Consider the following 18,565-nt stretch of genomic DNA (forward strand, 5'->3'; position numbering starts at 1 on the left):
ACCCACGCACGACCTGGCCGGACACCGACGAAAGTCAGGTGATCAGCCGATCTCCTCGGCCCAGGCCCGCCAGTCGTCGAGCACCCCGTGCAGGGCTGGGGTGAGCCAGCCCGGCGCGGAGCGCCGGAACACGCCCGGGTCCATGGCGCCGGCACCGGCGGGCAACGCGCCGAGCAGGTTCGGTACCAGATCGGTGAGGTTGGTCCAGTGCACCAGCTCCGGCGTGGCCGGCCAGGCGCCGATCACCACGCCGGCCGGCACGGCCCGCCGGTCCAGCGCCTCCAGGGTCAGCGCCGTGTGGTTGAGCGTGCCCAGCCCGGCGCGGGCGACCACCACGGCGGGCGCACCGAGCGACACCGCCAGGTCGGCCATCGTCCACGGCTCGCCGGACGGGCGTAGCCCCATCGGGACCAGCAACCCACCGGCACCCTCGACCAGCACCAGGTCGTGCTTGTCGGCCTCGTCGCGAACCGCGTCCACGGCGGTGTACAGCTCCAGCGGCGGCAGGTCGGCGACCCGAGCGGCCGCCAGCGGGGCCAGCGGGTCCGGAAAGCTGGCGAGGGTACGGCCGGTGAGCGGGGCGGCCAGCCGGTTGATCGCGTCCACGTCGCCGGGTTCGCCGCCGGACGTACCCGTCTGGCCGGGTTTGACCACGGCCACCCGCAGGCCGGCGGCCTGCGCGGCGGCGGCGATCGCCGCGGTGACCACCGTCTTGCCGACCTCGGTGTCGGTGCCGGTGACGAGCACCGGGCCACGCCACGGCTCGCTCACCGCAGCGCTCGCAAACCCGGCTCACTCCTCGCGCTCACGGCGCGCACTCCACGATGACGTCCAGGGCGCGTTCAAAATCGGCCCGGGACACCCCGGCGCTGATGGTGAGCCGCAGGCGGGAACGGCTGTCCGGGGTGGACGGCGGCCGGAAGCAGCCCACCGCGACGCCCCGGTCCCGGCAGTCGGCGGCCCAGGTGGTCGCCGCCTCCGGCCCGGGAGCGGTCACCGAGATCACCGCCGCGTCCGGCGCGGAGACGGTCAGCCCGGCCGCGCGCAGCCGAGCGACCGCCAGCGCCACCCGGTCGGCCAGCTCGGCGCGCAGGCCGTCGCCGGCCCTGGCCAGCCGCAGCGCGGCGTGCACGCCGGCGGCGACCGCCGGCGGCAGCGCGGTGTCGAAGATGAAGGTGCGCCCGGTCTCGACCAGGTGCCGGACGAACTCGGCCGGGCCGGCGACCACGCCACCCGCTCCTCCGAGCGCCTTTGACAGGGTGGCGGTGACGACCACGTCCGGTTCGCCGGCCAGCCCGGCGGCGGCGACCGCACCGGCGCCGGTCGGACCGGTCACGCCGAGCGCGTGCGCGTCGTCGACCAGCAGGAGTGCGCCGTACCGGCGGGCCACCTCGTGCAGCCGGGCCAGGGGGGCGAGGTCGCCGTCGACCGAGAAGACGGACTCGGTGACCACCACCGCCGGGCGGCCCGGGGCGGCCGACAACGCTGCGGCCACCGCCGTGACGTCCGCGTGCGGCGTCACCACGGTCTCCGCGCCGGAGATCCGGCAGCCGTCGATCAGGGACGCGTGGTTGTGCGCGTCGGAGACGAGCAGCGTCCGGGGTTGGACGAGAGCCCGCAGCGCTCCGAGGTTGGCCAGGTAGCCGGAGGAGAAGACGAGGGACCGGTCGGTGCCGAGCCACTGCGCCAGCTCGTCCTCCAGCGCCTGGTGCGCGTCGGTGGAGCCGCGCACCAGCCGCGACCCGGTCGCTCCCAGCCCGTACGCCGACAGAGCCGCCACGGCCGCGGCCGTGACCTCCGGATGGGTGGCCAGGCCGAGGTAGTCGTTGCCGGCCAGATCGGTCATCCCGTCGCCAGCGGGACGCGGGTGCAGCCGCCGGGTCAGCCCAGCCTTCGCCCGCAGATCCGCGCGGCGGTCGAGCGCCGCCAGCCAGTCCGCCACCGTCACCCCTTCGCCGCCGTGCGGGCCGGTCACCCCGACACCCGCCGGGCGAAATTACCACCCGCCACCACCGGCCCGACGGATCCACTCGGTACGCGGGGCCAAACCTGCACCGAACTCCAGCTTCGAGGCAGGCCCGCTGCGAGCGGACCGACCGGCCAGCAGGCCGTTCCCGGTGACCCGGGGGCCTTGTAGGGTACGAGCCATGCCAGAGATCCTCGACCAGGCCCGAACCCAGGTCCTGGGTGACGGCGTCGGCCTCGACCAGGCCGGCGTCCTCGCCGTGCTCAACCTGCCCGACGAGCACCTGCCCGCCGCCCTCCAGCTCGCCCACGACGTGCGGATGCGGTGGTGCGGCCCGGAGGTCGAGGTCGAGGGGATCGTCTCGCTGAAGACCGGCGGCTGCCCGGAGGACTGCCACTTCTGCTCCCAGTCCGGCCTGTTCACCTCCCCGGTGCGCTCGGTCTGGCTGGACATCCCGTCGCTGGTCGAGGCGGCGAAGCAGACCGCGAAGACCGGGGCGACCGAGTTCTGCATCGTGGCCGCCGTGCGCGGCCCGGACGCTCGGCTGATGAAGCAGATGCGCGAGGGCGTCGCCGCCATCAAGGCCGAGGTCGACATCCAGGTCGCCGCGTCGCTGGGCATGCTCTCCCAGGAGCAGGTCGACGACCTGGTCGACATGGGCGTGCACCGCTACAACCACAACCTGGAGACCTGCAAGTCGTACTTCCCGAACGTGGTCACCACGCACTCCTGGGAGGAGCGCTGGGAGACGCTGCGGATGGTCCGCGACTCCGGCATGGAGGTGTGCTGCGGCGGCATCCTCGGCCTCGGCGAGACCGTCGAGCAGCGGGCGGAGTTCGCCGCGCAGCTCGCCGAGCTGAACCCGCACGAGGTGCCACTGAACTTCCTCAACCCCCGCCCCGGCACGCCGCTGGGTGACCGCCCGGTCGTGGAGGGCAAGGACGCGCTGCGGGCCATCGCCGCGTTCCGGCTGGCCATGCCGCGCACCATCCTGCGGTACGCGGGCGGCCGGGAAATCACCCTCGGTGACCTGGGCACCCGCGACGGTCTGCTCGGTGGCATCAACGCGGTGATCGTCGGCAACTACCTGACCACGCTGGGTCGGCCGGCGACCGCCGACCTGGACCTGCTGGACGAGCTGAAGATGCCGGTCAAGGCCCTCTCGGCGACCCTCTGAGATGATCCGGTGAGAACGACGTGACCGAGCTTGTCGAGCCCGTGGCGGCGCAGCGCTGGTGTGACCGCTGCGGCGAGGACGCGGCGATCGGCGGGCACGAGTCGTGCGCGGCGGCCCGGGCGCTGGAGCCGCCGCGCTACTGCCCGCACTGCCGCCGCCGGATGAAGGTGCAGGTGCTGCCGGTCGGCTGGTCGGCGGTCTGCGTCGAGCACGGCGAGATCCGGGGCTGAGCCGATGCTGCGGGGGCGTGCGGTGACGTTGCGGCCGGTGACGGACGACGACGTGACGGCCCTCGCGGCGATCCGGGCCGATCCGGAGGTACGCCGGTGGTGGCGGGGCGGCGACGACCTGACCGACTCCGTCCGCGCCGACCTGGACGACGACGATCTGACGCTGTACGCCATCGAGCACGACGGCCGGGTGATCGGCGCGATCCAGTGGTACGCCGAATCGGACCCGGACTACCGGCACGCCAGCCTCGACATCTTCCTCGACCCGGCGGTACGCGGCGCCGGGCTCGGCGTGGACGCCATCCGCACCCTGGCCCGGCACCTGATCGACGAGTACGGCCACCACCGCTTCACCATCGACCCGGCGGCGGCGAACAGCGCCGCCATCCGGGCGTACGCCAAGGCTGGTTTCCGGCCGGTGGGGGTGCTGCGCCGCTACGAGCGCGGCGAGGACGGTCGCTGGCACGACGGCCTGCTGATGGACCTGCTCGCCGACGACCTCGTGGAGTGAGCCGGCCGGGGCCTCAACCGTCCGTGGCGCCCTCATCGCCGCCGGTTGGCGGGACGACAAGTGAATCTTGGACAGTTGCCGTTCCCGGTGAACGGCAACTGTCCAAGATCTCGGTCAGGCGAGCGTGCAGGCGGTGCCGTTGACGGTGAAGGCGGTGGGTTTCGGGTTGCTGCCGGAGTGGGTGCCGTTGAAGCCGAGGCTCACCGACGCCCCCGGGGCCACGGTCCCGTTGTAGGAGAGGTTCGTCGCGGTCACCGCCGCGCCGGCCTGGCTGATCGTCGCCGACCAGCCCTGGCTGACGGTCTGCCCGCCGGGGAAGCTGAACCTCAGCGTCCAGCCGTTGATCGCGGTGGTGCCGGTGTTCGTGATCGTCACGGTGGCGGTGAAGCCGGTGCTCCAGTCGCTGGTGACGTACCCCACCGCGCAGGCATCGCCGGCTGGCGGGGGCGCGGTGGTCACGGCGACCGGCGCGGACGCCGCGGAGGTGTTGCCGGCCGCGTCCACGGCCACCACGTAGAACTGGTACGCCGTGGAGGCGGTCAGCCCGGACACCGCCAGCGTGGCGGCGGTCGGCGAGCCGACCAGCGGGTCGGTGGCGCCGGCCTCCCGGTAGACCCGGTACCCGGTGACGCCGACGTTGTCGGTCGACGCCGGCCAGCTCAGGGTGAGCCCGGTGGCGGTGACGGCCGAGGCGACCGGGGTGCCGGGCGCGCTCGGCGCGGTGGTGTCGGCGCTACCGGCTGGCGGCGTGGTCACGCTGAGTGTCGGCGAGGCGGCCGACGTGTTGCCAGCGCCGTCGCGGGCCACCACCGTGAACTGGTACGTCCGCTCCGGCAGCAGCGTCGAGACGGTCAGCGGGGTGCCGGTGACGGGCCGGATCACCACCACGTCGTTGCCGACCAGGAACTCGCGGACCTCGTACCCGGCCAGCCCGCTGCCGCCACTGTCCGTGGACGCCGCCCAGGTCAGGGTGACCGAGCGGGCCGTGAGGTTCGACGCGACGGGCTGGCCGGGCACGGTCGGAGCGGTCGTGTCCGGCACGGTCGGCCCGGGCTCGTCGCCCCAGACCCGGGTGCCGCCCGAGTACAGCGGAACGCGCGCGTTGGGCCCGGCGGTGGCCTGGTACGACGGGTCGTTGGTGGGGTCCCAGGTGCCGCCCTCCGGAACCCCGATCTTGAACTGGACCTCCATCCGGTGCTGCGACTGGCCGGCCGGCGCGATGGTGTGCCCGGTGCAGTCCACCTCGACGTACCAGATGTCGCCGCTGAACTGCCGGGCGGTGGTCGGGGACGGGCAGCCCTGGGTGTAGCCGGCTGTGACCTGCACCGGCCCGGCGCCGTCGGGGCGGAAGTAGTACCGGAACCGGCCGTCGGTCAGGGCCCGGGCCGGGAACGCGGACTTGTTGTAGATGATCGCCTTCAGCCCGGTGGCCCGGGGCTCGGCCTGCATCACGGTGGTTTCCACGGTCAATTCGTCGAGGTCCGGCGTCTCGGCGACCGGGAAGCCGGTGAGCGGATTGCCGCCGTACTCGGAGACCAGCCGGACCAGCGCGGAGGTGAAGCCGGCGTTGTAGTCGGTGGCCACCTCATTCATCACGTAGTCCGACCGGCTGTCGGTGTACGCGTCGTTGGCCGCGGACGGACCGCCGACCAGCGCGCCGTAGAGGGTGTGTCGGGTTTCGACGGGCACGCTCTGGCTGTCCCACCAGGAGCCGTGCGCGGTGCGGTGGTGCGGGTTGCGCGGCGCGTTGGCGCCGAACCCGATGACGTAGCTGGAGCTGCGCGGGTTGTCGCCCAGCGCATAGTTGATCTGCCGGACGGCGAAGTCGTGGTAGCGCGCCTTGCGGGTCGCGTCGGTGGTCCTGTCGCTGTAGACCAGCGCGGCGAAGGAGGTGTTGGCGGCGTACCGCAGCGCGCCCCAGGAGTCGAGCACCGCCATCCCGCCGGGCGAGTAGGGCACCCGCTGGCCGTTCACGCCGACGGTCCAGTAGTCCAGCCAGCGGTTGGCGTCGTCGACGTACTTCTGCTTGCCGGTCAGGTTGGCCAGCAGCACGTACGCGCCGAACTGCTTGTTGTCCCAGGCGATGGTCCACTTGTAGGAGCGGGTGGTGGACTGGTTCTCGGTGCCGAGCTTGTCGTACTCACTCTCGGCCTTGGCCAGGTAGCTGACCTCGCCGGTGGCCCGGTGCAGCCAGATCGCGCCCCAGACCAGCTCGTCCTGCCAGCCGCTCCACGAGCGGTAGAAGCTGGTCGCGTCGGTGATGCACTCGTGGTACGACTTCCGCACCGTGTCGGCGAAGGTGTAGAGCTGCCGGGCGTGCCCGAGCAGCCGGTCGGCGTAGGCCGCGTCGGTGGGCCGGAACACCATCGAGGAGGCGGCCATCGCGGCCGCCGTCTCCCCCGCCAGGTCCGCGCCGCCGCAGCTCGCATCGATCTTGTACGCGGGCCGCGCCATCGGCAGCACCTCGGCCGGCCCCCACCACTTGTGGTCGTCGTCGCCCTTGCCGACCTGTCCGTAGAGGACGTTCGGCGCGGGGTGCGCCTTGATGAAGTAGTCGTTGACGTGGCGCAGGTTGTTCAGCAGGTGCGGCAACTGCCCGGAAGCCGTGTAGCCACTGCGGTACTCGACCGCGCCCCAGGCGAGCATGGTGGCGCTGAACGCCATCGGGAAGCCGAACTTGACGTGGTCGCCGGCGTCGTACCAGCCGCCGGTGAGGTCCAACCCCGCGTCGGCGCCGTCGGTGAGCGCGCTGTCGCCACGCCAGGAGACCCGGTTCCAGTCGGGCAGCCGGCCGGACTGCTGCGCCTCGTAGAAGAGCAGCGACTTTTGCAACGCCTCGGCGTAGTTGAAGGCCGGCGCGGCGGACGCGGGCCCGGACGGGGGTGCGGCGACCGCGAGGGACAGCCCGGTGAGCAGGGCGACGCCGGCAGCCAGCAGCCGCCGCGGCCAGGGCTGGTCGACGACCGGCGATCGGCCGGGGTGGCCGGGGACCGGCCGGGTGGGGTGGCGCATGGCGGGCTCCTGTCGGAGGCGCCGCCGGCGGCCGCACCGACGCGGGACGGCGTCGAACGGCACGGCCACCGGCGACTGCGGGGTGGTGGAGTGACCATGAGCATCTATGGAAGCGCTCCCATGGATAAGCGACAATGTAATGTGGACACCGCCGGTTGGGAAGCCCGCCGAGTGCGCCGGCAGCGTCGTGACGCACGTACGCGTTACCGCGACACGCGCTCGACGGCCGGGAAAGTCCGCCGGGATCCAACTCCTGTCCAGGACGTCGTCGCAGCTCAGGCCGATTGACCGATGCCGGTCGGGGATCCCGCGAATGGATCATGTGCCGTCCCCTCGGCCAATCTCGGAGGAATCCTCATGCCACAGCGTCGGCGCCTGGCGCGCGCGGCCGTCTGCACGGCCGCCGCCACGGCCGGTCTCGCCATCGGCTCGCCCGCCTGGGCGGTCGCCACGTCGATTTCGCTCAACCCGGCCCACATGGGTTCGCAGGCGGGGACCTTCGCCAACCAGGAGTGTGGCGACGAACGGTTCGACGACCTTCCGGCCGGCTACGACGGGTGGCACTTCGTTCTCCCGCAGCAGGGGCGGGGCGACAGCAGCTTCGAGTCGCTGACCCTCACCTTCGCCAACAGCTCCACACCGGTCCAGGTGCGGGTGCCGGACAGCACCGACGCGTACCCGGACTACTTCTACAAGGCCGGCGACAAGGTGATGCACGCCTACGTCTTCACCCCGGCCGGCTGGACGCTGAGCGCCGGCACCGCCCAGATCACCGGCGGGGCCGACAAGTTCAACCTCAGCCACACGTGCGCCGGCACCAGCCAGTCGCCCAGCCCGAGCCCGTCGACCACCGCGTCGCCGACGCCGTCGACCTCCGTCTCCCCGTCGCAGTCCACGTCCCCCTCGCAGTCGACCTCGCCGTCGCAGTCCGTGTCGCCGTCGGACTCCGTCGCGCCGTCGGACTCGATCTCGCCGTCGCCGAGCACGGGTAGCGGCGGCGGCGAGGGTGGCCTGCCGAAGACCGGCGTCGCTGTCACCAGCATCGCGCTGGGCGGCGTCGCCCTCATCGGCGGCGGGGCGCTGCTGATGCTGCGCCGCCGTCGCGACCGGATCACCTTCACCAGCTGATCCCGCCGCAGTGCCGACCGGCCGCCGGAGCTCCTCCGGCGGCCGGTCGCGCCGTTGCTAGGGTCGGACGATGAATGCCCTGGAACCATCCCGTACCGCCATCCTTCTGATCGACCTACAACGACAGATGGTCGACCAGGCCCTCGCCCCGCACTCCGGCGCCGAGGTGGTGGCCCGGTGCGTCGCGCTCGCCGACGCCGCACGCGCCGCCGGGGCGTTGGTCGTGGTGGTCCGGTTCGACCAGCCGGGCGTCGATCCACAGTCGGCCGGCAGCCAACTGGTACCAGAGGTTGCGCCACACCCGGGCGACCTGGAGATCACCAAGCGCACCTGGGGCCCGTTCCAGGACACCGGCCTGGACGCGACGCTGCGCGAGCGGGGCGTCGACACGCTGGTGGTGGCCGGCGTGGCCACCAACTACGGGGTGGAACAGACCGCCCGGATCGGCTACGAGATCGGCTATCGGGTCGTGCTGCCGCAGGACGCGATGAGCGGCCTCCAGACGTCCGCGCACGAGTTCGCGGTGAACAACATCTTCCGCGCGCTGGGCACGGTCTGCACCACCGTCGAGGCGGTCGACGCACTGGGCGGTTGATCCGCTCCCGCCGTCGATCCGTACTGACGGGTAACCGGTCGACGGCGCCCGGGGGCTAGGTCACATCATCGATGTTCGTTGATTTATCAGCGAGTGTCTGCGCAGCTCCGACGGCTCGCCATCGAGCGAGCCGCCGGGCTGCGCGGACGCGACCGTGTCCAGCCAGACAAACGTACTGTTGCTGACCCGCTACCCGGCGCGAGACAGTACCGGTCACCAGTGGTGCCATCGACGCCGCCGCTCCCCGGACAACCCTGAGGAGAACGCGATGGCACTACGACTCGCCGAGGGCACCGCATGGTCCGACGTCCTCGCCCGCGCGGTGGCCGCCACCCCGGAGGCGTTCGGCGCCGAGGTCGACGGCGTCACCACCCTGCACAACCTGGTCGAAGGCGACTGGCGGGCCATCGGCCGCCCCGCACCGGTCCGCACCCCGGTGGACAACACCGTCGTGATCAACCTGCCCCGGCTCGACGCTGACACCGCCCGCGCCGCGGTCGCACACGCCGCCGCCGCGCACCGGGCCTGGGCCCAGACCCCACTCGCCGAGCGTAAATCCCGGGTCACCGACGCGCTGGACGCGCTCACCGCCCACCGCGACCTGCTCGCGCTGCTGCTGGTCTGGGAGATCGGCAAGCCGTGGCGGCTGGCCTGCGCCGATGTGGACCGCGCGCTGGACGGCGTCCGCTGGTATGCAGGCGAGATCGACCGGATGCTCGCCGACGGCCGCGAACCGCTCCCCGGCCCGGTCAGCAACATCGCGTCGTGGAACTACCCGATGAGCGTCCTGGTGCACGCCGAGTTGGTCCAACTGCTGGCCGGCAACGCGGTCATCGCCAAGACCCCGTCACAGGGCGGCGCGGTCTGCCTGACCGTCGCGCACGCGCTGATGCGCCGGGCCGGGCTGCCCGCCACGCTGGTCTCCGGCGGCGGCGAGGAACTGTCCGAAGTGCTGGTCCGCGCGCCGGAGATCGGGGCAGTGGCGTTCGTCGGTGGGCGCTCCAACGGGGGCAAGGTGGCCGCCGCGCTGCTCGACAGCGACAAGCGGCACTTCATCGAGCAGGAGGGCCTCAACGCCTGGGGCATCTGGAACTTCTCCCAGTGGGACCTGCTCGCCACGCACCTGAAGAAGGGCTTCGAGTACGGCAAGCAGCGCTGCACCGCGTACCCCCGGTTCGTGGTGCAGCGCGACCTGGTCGACGAGTTCCTCGACATGTACCTGCCGGTGGTGCGCTCGGTCCGCTTCGGCCACCCGCTGGCCGTGGACGAGACCTGGCGGCCCGGCGACCCACTGCCTGAGTTGGACTTCGGGCCGCTGATCAGCGCCGCCAAGGCCGACGAGCTGCACCGCAAGGTCGACGAGGCGGTCCGCGGCGGCGCGGTGCCGCTGCACCGGGGCAAGCTGACCGGCGCACCGTTCCTGCCCGAGCAGGACACCTCGGCGTACGTGGCACCGTCGGTGCTGCTCGCCCCGCCCGGCCGGTCCCGGCTGATGCACGCCGAGCCGTTCGGGCCGGTCGACACAATCGTCGTGGTCGACACCACCGACGAACTGCTGGCCGCGATGAACGCCTCCAACGGCGCACTGGTCGCGTCGCTGGCCTGCGACGACACCGACGAGGCCGGCAAGCTCGCGGTGGACCTCCAGGCGTTCAAGGTGGGCATCAACAAGCCGCGCTCGCGCGGCGACCGGGACGAGGCGTTCGGTGGCCGGGGCGCCTCCTGGAAGGGCGCGTTCGTCGGCGGCGACCTGCTGGTGCAGGCGGTCACCGTCGGCGGCGACAGCCGGCTCTACGGCAACTTCCCCGACTACAGCAGCTACCCCACCACCTGATCGAGGTGTGCGAAAGGGCCCCCTGACGGCACGGCAGGGGGCCCGCTCGACACCGCGCTGGCGGAGTTCCCTGCTATGCCCCGGGCGTCAGGAAGGTGCCCTTCCTTTCCACCGGAGCGGGGACGGCGAGTGGAACGGTGAGGGTGAGCAGGGCACCGTCACGCTCGGCAACGCTGGGCCGATCCAGCCGGCGCAGGGTCCGCAGCATCGGGGTGTTCTCGGCTTGAACGTGCAGCAGCAACGCCGCGTACCCGGCCCGGTCGGCGTGCCCGACCAGCCGGCGCAGCAGCGCCGAGCCCAGCCCCCGCCGCTGCCAGTCGTCGCGTACCAACAGCGCCACCTCGGCCTCGTCGCCCTCGCCGAGCAGGTTCGCCATCGCGACCACCGACTCCGCCACACCGTCGGAGGCCGGAGCCGAGGCGATCAGGGTCAGCCCTCGGCTCGGCTCCAGCAGCCGGCGCAGCCGGGCCGGCTGCGGCAGCGCCGCCCCGCCCAGGTAGCGCCGGTGCCGGCTGCGCGCTGAGCAACCCTCGTGCAGCTCCAGCACGCCCGCCACGTCATCCGCGCAGGCCGGCCGGACGGTCAGCTCGGCACCGTCAGGCAGCACCAGGGTGACCTGTTCGGCGGCCCGGCGCACCACCGTGGCGGCCAACTCGACCAGGGCCTGCGCCCGCGCGTACTCCGCCGGAGTGAAGGCAGGCGCGGCCCGCCGCAGCGCGAACGAGCCGCCCGCCGGGTCGGCCAACAGCATGCTGGCGCCGACGATCCCCCGGTCGAGGCCGATCGACGCGGGCCGCCAGCTGACCGAATCCGCGCCGAGCAGGGTACGCAGCGCCTCGCCCGTCGCGTCCGGGTCGCGCACCAGCCGGGTGGCCAGGCCGAGCACCCGGGTGGGCTGGTCGGCCAGGCCGCGCGCCTCGCTGCGCGCCACCCAGCAGTCCCGGCCCCGACCCCGCTCGACGGCGGCGATCAGTTCGGCCTCGTCGAGCGCGTCCGGCGCGTCGACCAGGAAATCGTCCACCGCGCCGTGCTCGGTGGGTTGCACCTGCACGGTGAGGATGTTGACCCCACGCAGCGCGAGGCTCGCCGTGAGAACCGACAGGTACCCCGGTCGGTCGTCCACGGTGGCTCGAATCCGCCACAACGTCATGGTTGGCTCCCTTCCCCGGTATGAGCCTCGCCTCCGGCTGTTGCCGCCCGGTTGCTCGCCGGTGACGTCCCGGGAACTCCTCGGGTCGCTCAGGGGCCAGCGACCACCGGAGGCGCGCCGACCAGGTCCAGCCGGTCACCGAGGATCACCGCGCTGGCCCGGACGAGCTGGGTGAGCCGGTCCACCTCGGTGCTGTGGAACGCGGCGGCGGAGAGGGTGTCGCTGTGCTCACGGGCCACCACCAGCACCAGGCCGGCCCGGCCGAACGGCGTGATCGCGTGGTGCGTGCCGTCGGGCGTGGTCACCGACCGGCCGCGCAGCGGGGTCACCTCCGGCAGCCGCAGCGGTACGGGAGCCCGCCAGCTGGCGTGCTCGACTGTCGCCCCACCGGTGCCTCCGGTCCGCGAGGCCCAGTCCAGCGGCACCACGGCGGCAACGGCCCAATCGGCCGCCAGCAGCCCGGGTACCGCGTCGACCAGGGTGGCCAGCCCGTCGGCGGGGTTCGCCGCGACCTGGGCCAGCAACTCCGCGTCCTGGCCGGTGGTGGTGGGCGCGCCGATCGCCCGCCACACACCGTCCACCCGGACGCCCGGAATCGCCGCGAGGCCGGCCAGGAGCCGCTCCACCCGGGCCGCGCCCGGCCAGACCACCGTGAAGTCGTCCACCGCGCGCCCGCCGAGCCGCTCCAGGACCACCACCTGGACGATGTCCGCGCCGGATACGCCCAGCGTGCGGGCGACCTGGCCGAGGGTGCCCGGACGGTCCGGCAGGGTGACCCGAACTCGCAGCAACATGTCTGTCCCTCCGCTCGGCGGGCCGGCAGTGGCCGGCAGGGCTGGTCCCAGCCTGGTCCGTGACCATTTCGTCCCTGTTGCAGAGGCATGTCCCGAGGGCAAAATCCGACCTTGACAACGTGAGCCGGCTGCCATCAACTAGTCGGATGACCGATCCGGCCGTCGATGCGATCCGGCCGGGAGCCGTTCCGGCCTCGCCCGCCGGGCTGGACCTGGCCCGGCTCGCCGACTATCTGGCAGAGCACCGCCCCGAGTTGGCCGTCGGGCCGCTGCGGGCCCAACTGATCGCGGGCGGCAAGTCCAACCTCACCTACCTGCTGCGCCTCGGCGACCGCGAGGTCGTGCTGCGCCGGCCGCCGCTCGGGCACGTGCTGGCGACCGCCCACGACATGGCCCGCGAGTTCCGGGTCATCTCGGCGCTGGCGCCGACCGATGTGCCGGTGCCGGGTGCGCTGCTGCTCTGCACGGACCCGGAGGTGCTCGGCGCGCCGTTCTACCTGATGGAGCGAATGCCCGGCGAGGTGTTCCGCAACCGCCACCAGACCGACCCGCTGGGCGACGAGCGACGCCGAGCCCTCGCAATGGCGATGATGGACACCCTGGCCGCGCTGCACACCGTCGAGCCGGCCGCGGTCGGGCTGAGCGACTTCGGCCGTCCCGAGGGCTACCTGGCCCGGCAGGTCCGCCGCTGGGCCGGGCAGCTCGACCGCTCGCGCAGCCGCCCACTGCCCGGCATCGACGAGCTGCGCGACCTGCTCGCGGCGACCGCGCCCGAGGGTGCGAACGCGGGCCGGATCGTGCACGGCGACTACCGGCTGGACAATCTCCTCGCCTCGGCCGACCCGGTGGCAGTGCACGCGGTGCTCGACTGGGAGATGGCCACCCTCGGCGACCCGCTCGCCGACCTGGGGCTGCTACTGACGTACTGGAACGTGCTGGGCGACAGCGAGACGACCGCCGGCAATCCGGTCGCCGACGGGCTCGGCCCGCGCGCCGGCTTCCCCACCGGCGCCGAGCTGATCGACCGGTACGCCGGGCGCAGCGACGTCGACGTCGGGCCGCTGCACTGGCACGTGGCACTCGGCTGTTTCAAGCTCGCGGTCATCTGCGAGGGCATCCACTACCGCCACACGCTCGGGCAGACGCTCGGCGAGGGCTTCGACCGGATCGGCGACATGGTGGCACCGCTGGTCGAACACGGGCTGACCGCCGCCAGGGAGCGGTGATGGATTTCTCGTACGACGCCCGGACCGAGGAGCTGCGCGACGAGCTGACCCGGTTCCTGACCGAGCACGTCTATCCAGCCGAGGCGGTGCACGCCGAGCAGGCGGCCGCCGGCGACCCGTGGTCGCGTACCCCGGTGCTGGCCGAGCTGAAGGCGGAGGCCCGCAAGCGCGGCCTGTGGAACCTCTTCCTGCCCGACCCGCGCTACGGCGCCGGCCTGACCAACCTCCAGTACGCCCCGCTCGCCGAGCTGACCGGGCGCAGCCCGCACCTGGCACCGGAGGCCGTCAACTGTGCGGCTCCGGACACCGGCAACATGGAGCTGCTGGCCGAGTTCGGCTCGGACGCGCAGCGGGAGCGCTGGCTCATGCCGCTGCTGGAGGGCGAGATCCGCTCCGCGTTCTGCATGACCGAGCCGGACGTCGCGTCCTCCGACGCCACCAACATCGCCACCCGGATCACCCGCGACGGCGACGAGTACGTGATCAACGGGCGCAAGTGGTGGTCGTCCGGTGCGATGGACCCGCAGTGCGAGATCTTCATCGTGATGGGCAAGACCGACCCGGACGCCGACCGGCACCGCCAGCAGAGCATGGTGCTGGTCCCCCGGGACACTCCGGGGGTGACGGTGCGCCGGGGCATGACCGTCTTCGGCTACACCGACGGTTCCCACGGCGGGCACGCCGAGATCGACTTCACCGACGTCCGGGTGCCGGCGGAGAACCTGATCGGCGCCGAGGGCACCGGTTTCGCCATCGCCCAGGCCCGACTGGGCCCGGGCCGCATCCATCACTGCATGCGGATGATCGGGATGGCCGAGCGGGCGTTGGAGCTGCTCTGCCGGCGGGCCAACGAGCGGATCGCGTTCGGCCGGCCGCTGGCCGAGCAGGGCGTGGTCCGGGAGTGGATCGCCGAGTCACGGGTGCGCATCGAGCAGTCCCGGCTGCTGGTGCTCAAGACGGCCTGGCTGATGGACACCGTCGGCAACAAGGGCGCGCACACCGAGATCCAGGCCATCAAGATCGGCACGCCGGCGATGGCGGAGTGGGTGGTCGACAAGGCCATCCAGGGGTATGGCGGCGCCGGCGTCAGCCAGGACACGCCGCTGGCCGCCCTCTGGGCGCAGATCCGCACCCTGCGCCTGGCCGACGGCCCCGACGAGGTCCACCGCAACTCCCTGGCCAAGCGCGAACTCCGCCGCTGGACCCCCACCCCCGCCTGACCACGCCGCACCCCGCACCCCGCACCCCGCACCCCGCACCCCGCACCCCGCACCCCGCACCCCGCACCCCGCACCCCGCACCCGATGATCGCGCTCGATCCAGGATGTAGTCCCCTCGCGCAAGCCCAACACCACTACATCCAGGATCGAGCGCGATCATGCGCGCGCTTCACCCGGTGATCATGAGGTTAGCGGTGCGTCGTGCCCGAATTGTCCCCGTCAACCTCATGATCACGCCGCGAGGGGGCGCGAGGGGGCGCGGGCGCGAGGGGGCGCGGGCGCGAGGGGGCGCGGCCGGGGAGGCCGGGGGGTTAGGCGGAGGCGCGGTGGACTAGTTGGGTGTCCAGGAGGATGTGGGGGGCGGGGAGGTCGTCGCCTCGGATGCGGGCGACCAGCAGTCGCGCCATCTGCCGGCCCATCTCCTCCACCGGCTGGAAGACCGTGGTCAGCGGCGGATCCGCCTGCCGGGAGATCGGCGCGTCGTCGAAGCCGATCACTGCGACGTCCTCGGGCACCCGCCGGCCGGCCTCGCGCAGGGTACGCAGCGCGCCGAACGCCATCAGGTCGGAGGCGACGAAGACCGCGTCCAGGTCCGGGCAGGCATCCAGCAGCCGCCGCATGCCGGCCGCGCCGCTGCCCTCGCTGAAGTCGCCGTACGCGATCAGGTCGGGGTTGACGCCGGCCCCGGTGGCCTTGACCGCCTCGGTGTAGCCGGCCAACCGGGCCAGGCCGGCGCCCATGTCCTGCGGCCCGGCGATGGTGGCGATCCGGCGCCGCCCCCGGCCGGCCAGGTACTCCACCGCCTGCCGGGCGCCGCCAACGTTGTCCACGTCGACGAACCAGGCCGCCTGGGCGCCCGGTTGCAGCATCCGGGCGGGCCGGCCGCCGAGGACGGCGGGCAGGCCGCGCTCCTCCAGCAGGGTCGGCAGCGGGTCGGAGTCGTGCAACGACAGCAGCAGTACGCCGTCGACGTGCTGGTTGGTCAGGTGGTGCTCGACCCGCTCCCGCTCCACCGGCGACTGGGCCATGGCCAGCCAGAGCTGCATCGGCGTCTCCAACAGCGCGGAGCTGATCCCCCGCACGATGCCGGCGAAGAACGGCTCGGTGAAGACCCGATCACCGGATTCGGACACCACCAGCGCGACGGAGTCGGTCCGCTGGGTGACCAGCGCGCGGGCGGCCCGGTTCGGCACGTACCCCAGCTCGGCGATGGCCTGCTGGACCGCGGCCCGGGCCTCCGGGCTGACCTGGGGCGAGCCGTTGACCACGCGGGAGACCGTGCCCCGCCCGACGCCGGCGCGCGCCGCGACCGCATCGAGGGTCGGGCGCCCGAGCGACCGGGTGCGCTGCGTTGTCATCGTCTGCTCCTCCGACGGCGGGCGGACCCGGTGCCACCTGCGGGAGGTGGACACCAGGACCGCCCTGATGGCTGGCCCGAGCCTATTGTGCGGCCAGACCGTTGCGTCGGATCACCGAGGCGTACCACCTGGCACTGGACTTGGGGATGCGGACCTGGCTGTCGTAGTCGACATGGATCATGCCGAACCGCTTGGTGTAACCCCAGGCCCATTCGAAATTATCCATCAGCGACCAGGCGAAGTATCCGCGCAGGGGCACCCCGGCGTTGATCGCTTCGTGCGCGGCGCGCAGGTGGGCGTCGAAGTAGGCCAGCCGGTCGACGTCGTCGACCTGCCCGTCGACCACCGTGTCGACGAACGCGGAGCCGTTCTCGGTGACGTAGAGCGGCAGGTCGGTGTACTCGTCGTGCACCCGGCGCAGCGTCTCGGTCAGGCCCGGGGCGTCGATCTCCCAGTTCATGTCGGTGACCGGGACGCCGCGCGTGACGAACCGGACGTCCTCGCTACCCGGCCAGCAGGAGGGTGCCCGCCAGTACGGCTCCGGCTCGGCGCCCTCGATCGGAGCGGCGACCACGTGCCGGCTGTAGTAGTTGACCCCGACCACGTCCAGTGGCGTGGAGATGGTCGCCAGGTCCCCGTCGCGCACGTGGTCGAAGTCGGTCACCGTGCTCAGGTCGGCCACCAGGTCCGCCGGGTACGACCCGCGCAGCAGCGGGTCGAGGAAGAACCGGTTGGCCAGCGCGTCGATCCGCCGGGCCGCGTCCACGTCGGCGGGGGCGTCGCTGGCCGGGTCGACCGGGTACAGGTTGACCGTCACGCCCACCTCGGCGCTGGGCCGGGCGGTCCGCAGCGCCTGCACGGCCAGGCCGTGCCCGAGCATGAGGTGGTGTCCGGCGCGGACGGCGTCCGCGCCGTCGGAGCGGCCGGGGGCGTGCACGCCGGAGCCGTAGCCGAGGAACGCCGAGCACCACGGCTCGTTCAGCGTGGTCCAGTAGCGCACCCGGTCGCCGAGCGCGTCGGCGACCAGCGTCGTGTAGTCGGCGAAGCGCGCGGCAGTGTCCCGGGCCGGCCAGCCGCCGGCGTCCTCCAGCGGCTGCGGCAGGTCCCAGTGGTAGAGGGTGAGCCACGGCTCGATGTCGTGCGCCAGCAACTCGTCGACGAGCCGCCGGTAGAAGTCCAGGCCCTGCGGGTTGGCCGCGCCGGTGCCGCCGGGCTGCACCCGGGGCCAGGAGACCGAGAAACGGTACGACTTCAGGCCCAGCTCGGCCATCAGCGCGACGTCGCCGCCGAGCCGGTGGTAGTGGTCGCAGGCCACGTCGCCGGTGTGCCCGGCGAGCACCCGGCCGTCGGTGTGGCTGAAGGTGTCCCAGATCGACGGGGTACGGCCGTCCTCGGCCGCCGCCCCCTCGATCTGGTACGCCGCGGTCGCGGCCCCCCAAAGGAAGCCGGGCGGAAAGGTCAGCCCGGGGCGCTCGTCGAGGACGCCGACGGCGGGCGGGCTGGCGGGGTTGCTCACGACTTGACGGCACCTTCCATGATCCCGCCGATGATCTGGCGGCCGAACACGATGAACACGATGACCAGCGGTACGGTACCGATCGCCGTGGCGGCGAACACCTGGGAGTAGTCGGTGTAGTAGGCGTACGACAGGAACGCCAGCGACACCTGCAGGGTGGGGTTCTCCGGGGTGAGCACCGCGTACGGCCACAGGTAGGAGTTCCACGTCTCCATGAAGGTGAGCAGGCCGAGCACGGCTGCGGCGGGCCGCAGCGCCGGCAGCACGATGTTCCAGTAGATCCGGAACGTGTTGGCCCCGTCGACCCGGCCGGCCTCGATCAGCTCGTCGGAGACCGCCTGGCTGGCGTACTGCCGCATCATGAACACGCCGAACGCGCTGACCAGGAACGGCACGGTCACCGCGTAGAGGGTGTCGTACCAGCCGAGATCCTGGATCATCCCCCAGAGCGGGATCAGACCGAGCTGGGTGGGGATCATCATGGTCACGATGATCGACAGCAGCAGGACGTTGCGGCCCCGGAAACGCAGCTTGGCGAACGCGAAGCCGGCCAGCGACCCGGTGATCACCACGGAGAGGGTGACCACCGACGAGACGATCAGCGAGTTGATCAGGCCGGTGACGAAGTTCGCCGCGTCGTTGTCGAGCACCCGGCCGAAGTTGTCGCCGAACGAGTTGCCGGGCGTCATCGGCGGCGGCACGTCGTTGATGGCGTCCAGGCTGCGGGTGGCGATGACGATCATGTAGTAGAAGGGATAGATCGAGAAGAGCACCGCGAGCACGAGTGCGCAGTAGGTCAGCGGGCTGGTGCGCCAGAGGCGCTGGGAGGCGGAGTTCACGGCTGTCTC

At 72.5% G+C, this 18,565-nt stretch carries 16 protein-coding genes; 8 read left to right on the plus strand and 8 right to left on the minus strand.

Features of this window, described 5'->3' with window-relative positions; translation table 11 throughout:
• Positions 1–42: 42 nt before the first annotated feature.
• Both bioD and OG990_RS20975 read right to left on the minus strand, forming a co-directional pair.
• Positions 43–747, minus strand: coding sequence for a dethiobiotin synthase (gene bioD / locus OG990_RS20970; protein WP_355603720.1), 705 nt, complete (start codon positions 745–747; stop codon positions 43–45).
• Between the two features lie 58 nt (positions 748–805).
• Positions 806–1,942 (minus strand): 8-amino-7-oxononanoate synthase, encoded by a 1,137-nt coding sequence (locus OG990_RS20975; RefSeq protein WP_328426391.1) that lies wholly within the window; start codon positions 1,940–1,942, stop codon positions 806–808.
• Positions 1,943–2,147: 205 nt separating this feature from the next.
• Here OG990_RS20975 and bioB point away from each other — a divergent pair, with 205 nt between their 5' ends.
• The 3 genes from bioB to OG990_RS20990 are packed head-to-tail and all read left to right on the plus strand — an operon-like array spanning position 2,148 to position 3,884.
• The gene (gene bioB, locus OG990_RS20980) at positions 2,148–3,143 is read left to right on the plus strand and encodes a biotin synthase BioB (protein WP_406076905.1); all 996 of its coding nucleotides are present in this window, start codon (positions 2,148–2,150) and stop codon (positions 3,141–3,143) included.
• A 20-nt stretch (positions 3,144–3,163) separates the two neighbouring features.
• Positions 3,164–3,373 (plus strand): hypothetical protein, encoded by a 210-nt coding sequence (locus OG990_RS20985; RefSeq protein WP_328425065.1) that lies wholly within the window; start codon positions 3,164–3,166, stop codon positions 3,371–3,373.
• 4 nt (positions 3,374–3,377) lie between these two features.
• Complete coding sequence (locus OG990_RS20990; protein ID WP_355603380.1) at positions 3,378–3,884, plus strand: GNAT family protein; 507 nt, start codon at positions 3,378–3,380, stop codon at positions 3,882–3,884.
• A gap of 114 nt (positions 3,885–3,998) precedes the next feature.
• Here OG990_RS20990 and OG990_RS20995 read toward each other — a convergent pair whose 3' ends face one another.
• Entirely contained in the window at positions 3,999–6,896 is a 2,898-nt protein-coding gene (locus OG990_RS20995; protein ID WP_406076906.1) for a glycoside hydrolase family 9 protein, read from the minus strand.
• A gap of 357 nt (positions 6,897–7,253) precedes the next feature.
• On the opposite strand from OG990_RS20995, the gene OG990_RS21000 reads away from it, so the two are divergent.
• The 3 genes from OG990_RS21000 to OG990_RS21010 all read left to right on the plus strand — a co-directional run bounded on the left by OG990_RS21000 (position 7,254) and on the right by OG990_RS21010 (position 10,453).
• A complete protein-coding gene (locus OG990_RS21000; protein WP_406076907.1) occupies positions 7,254–8,024 on the plus strand; it encodes an LPXTG cell wall anchor domain-containing protein in 771 nt (256 codons plus the stop codon).
• 70 nt (positions 8,025–8,094) lie between these two features.
• Positions 8,095–8,619 carry an isochorismatase family protein gene (locus tag OG990_RS21005; RefSeq protein ID WP_406076908.1) on the plus strand — a complete coding sequence of 175 codons (525 nt, stop codon included), beginning with the start codon at positions 8,095–8,097 and terminating at the stop codon, positions 8,617–8,619.
• A 268-nt stretch (positions 8,620–8,887) separates the two neighbouring features.
• Complete coding sequence (locus OG990_RS21010) at positions 8,888–10,453, plus strand: aldehyde dehydrogenase family protein (RefSeq protein WP_386989286.1); 1,566 nt, start codon at positions 8,888–8,890, stop codon at positions 10,451–10,453.
• 73 nt (positions 10,454–10,526) lie between these two features.
• On the opposite strand, the gene OG990_RS21015 is transcribed toward OG990_RS21010, so the two are convergent.
• Positions 10,527–11,603, minus strand: a complete 1,077-nt coding sequence (locus OG990_RS21015) for a GNAT family N-acetyltransferase (RefSeq protein WP_406076910.1) — start codon at positions 11,601–11,603, stop codon at positions 10,527–10,529.
• Positions 11,604–11,692: 89 nt separating this feature from the next.
• Complete coding sequence (locus tag OG990_RS21020) at positions 11,693–12,397, minus strand: amino acid-binding protein (protein WP_328425051.1); 705 nt, start codon at positions 12,395–12,397, stop codon at positions 11,693–11,695.
• Positions 12,398–12,543: 146 nt separating this feature from the next.
• Between OG990_RS21020 and OG990_RS21025 the strand changes: the two genes are divergently transcribed.
• Positions 12,544–13,623, plus strand: a complete 1,080-nt coding sequence (locus OG990_RS21025) for a phosphotransferase family protein (RefSeq protein WP_328425049.1) — start codon at positions 12,544–12,546, stop codon at positions 13,621–13,623.
• Positions 13,623–14,843 (plus strand): acyl-CoA dehydrogenase family protein, encoded by a 1,221-nt coding sequence (locus OG990_RS21030; protein ID WP_328425047.1) that lies wholly within the window; start codon positions 13,623–13,625, stop codon positions 14,841–14,843. Before OG990_RS21025 ends, OG990_RS21030 begins: the two co-directional genes overlap by 1 nt.
• A 311-nt stretch (positions 14,844–15,154) precedes the next feature.
• On the opposite strand, the gene OG990_RS21035 is transcribed toward OG990_RS21030, so the two are convergent.
• From OG990_RS21035 to OG990_RS21045, 3 genes are all read right to left on the minus strand, one after another.
• The gene (locus OG990_RS21035; RefSeq protein WP_328425045.1) at positions 15,155–16,201 is read right to left on the minus strand and encodes a LacI family DNA-binding transcriptional regulator; all 1,047 of its coding nucleotides are present in this window, start codon (positions 16,199–16,201) and stop codon (positions 15,155–15,157) included.
• A gap of 82 nt (positions 16,202–16,283) precedes the next feature.
• Entirely contained in the window at positions 16,284–17,717 is a 1,434-nt protein-coding gene (locus OG990_RS21040) for a GH1 family beta-glucosidase (RefSeq protein ID WP_406076913.1), read from the minus strand.
• Entirely contained in the window at positions 17,714–18,556 is an 843-nt protein-coding gene (locus OG990_RS21045; protein ID WP_406076914.1) for a carbohydrate ABC transporter permease, read from the minus strand. The genes OG990_RS21040 and OG990_RS21045 overlap by 4 nt, the downstream gene beginning before the upstream one ends.
• Positions 18,557–18,565: the final 9 nt, after the last annotated feature.

Source organism: Micromonospora sp. NBC_00858, from assembly GCF_045207365.1.
Lineage (GTDB): Bacteria > Actinomycetota > Actinomycetes > Mycobacteriales > Micromonosporaceae > Micromonospora.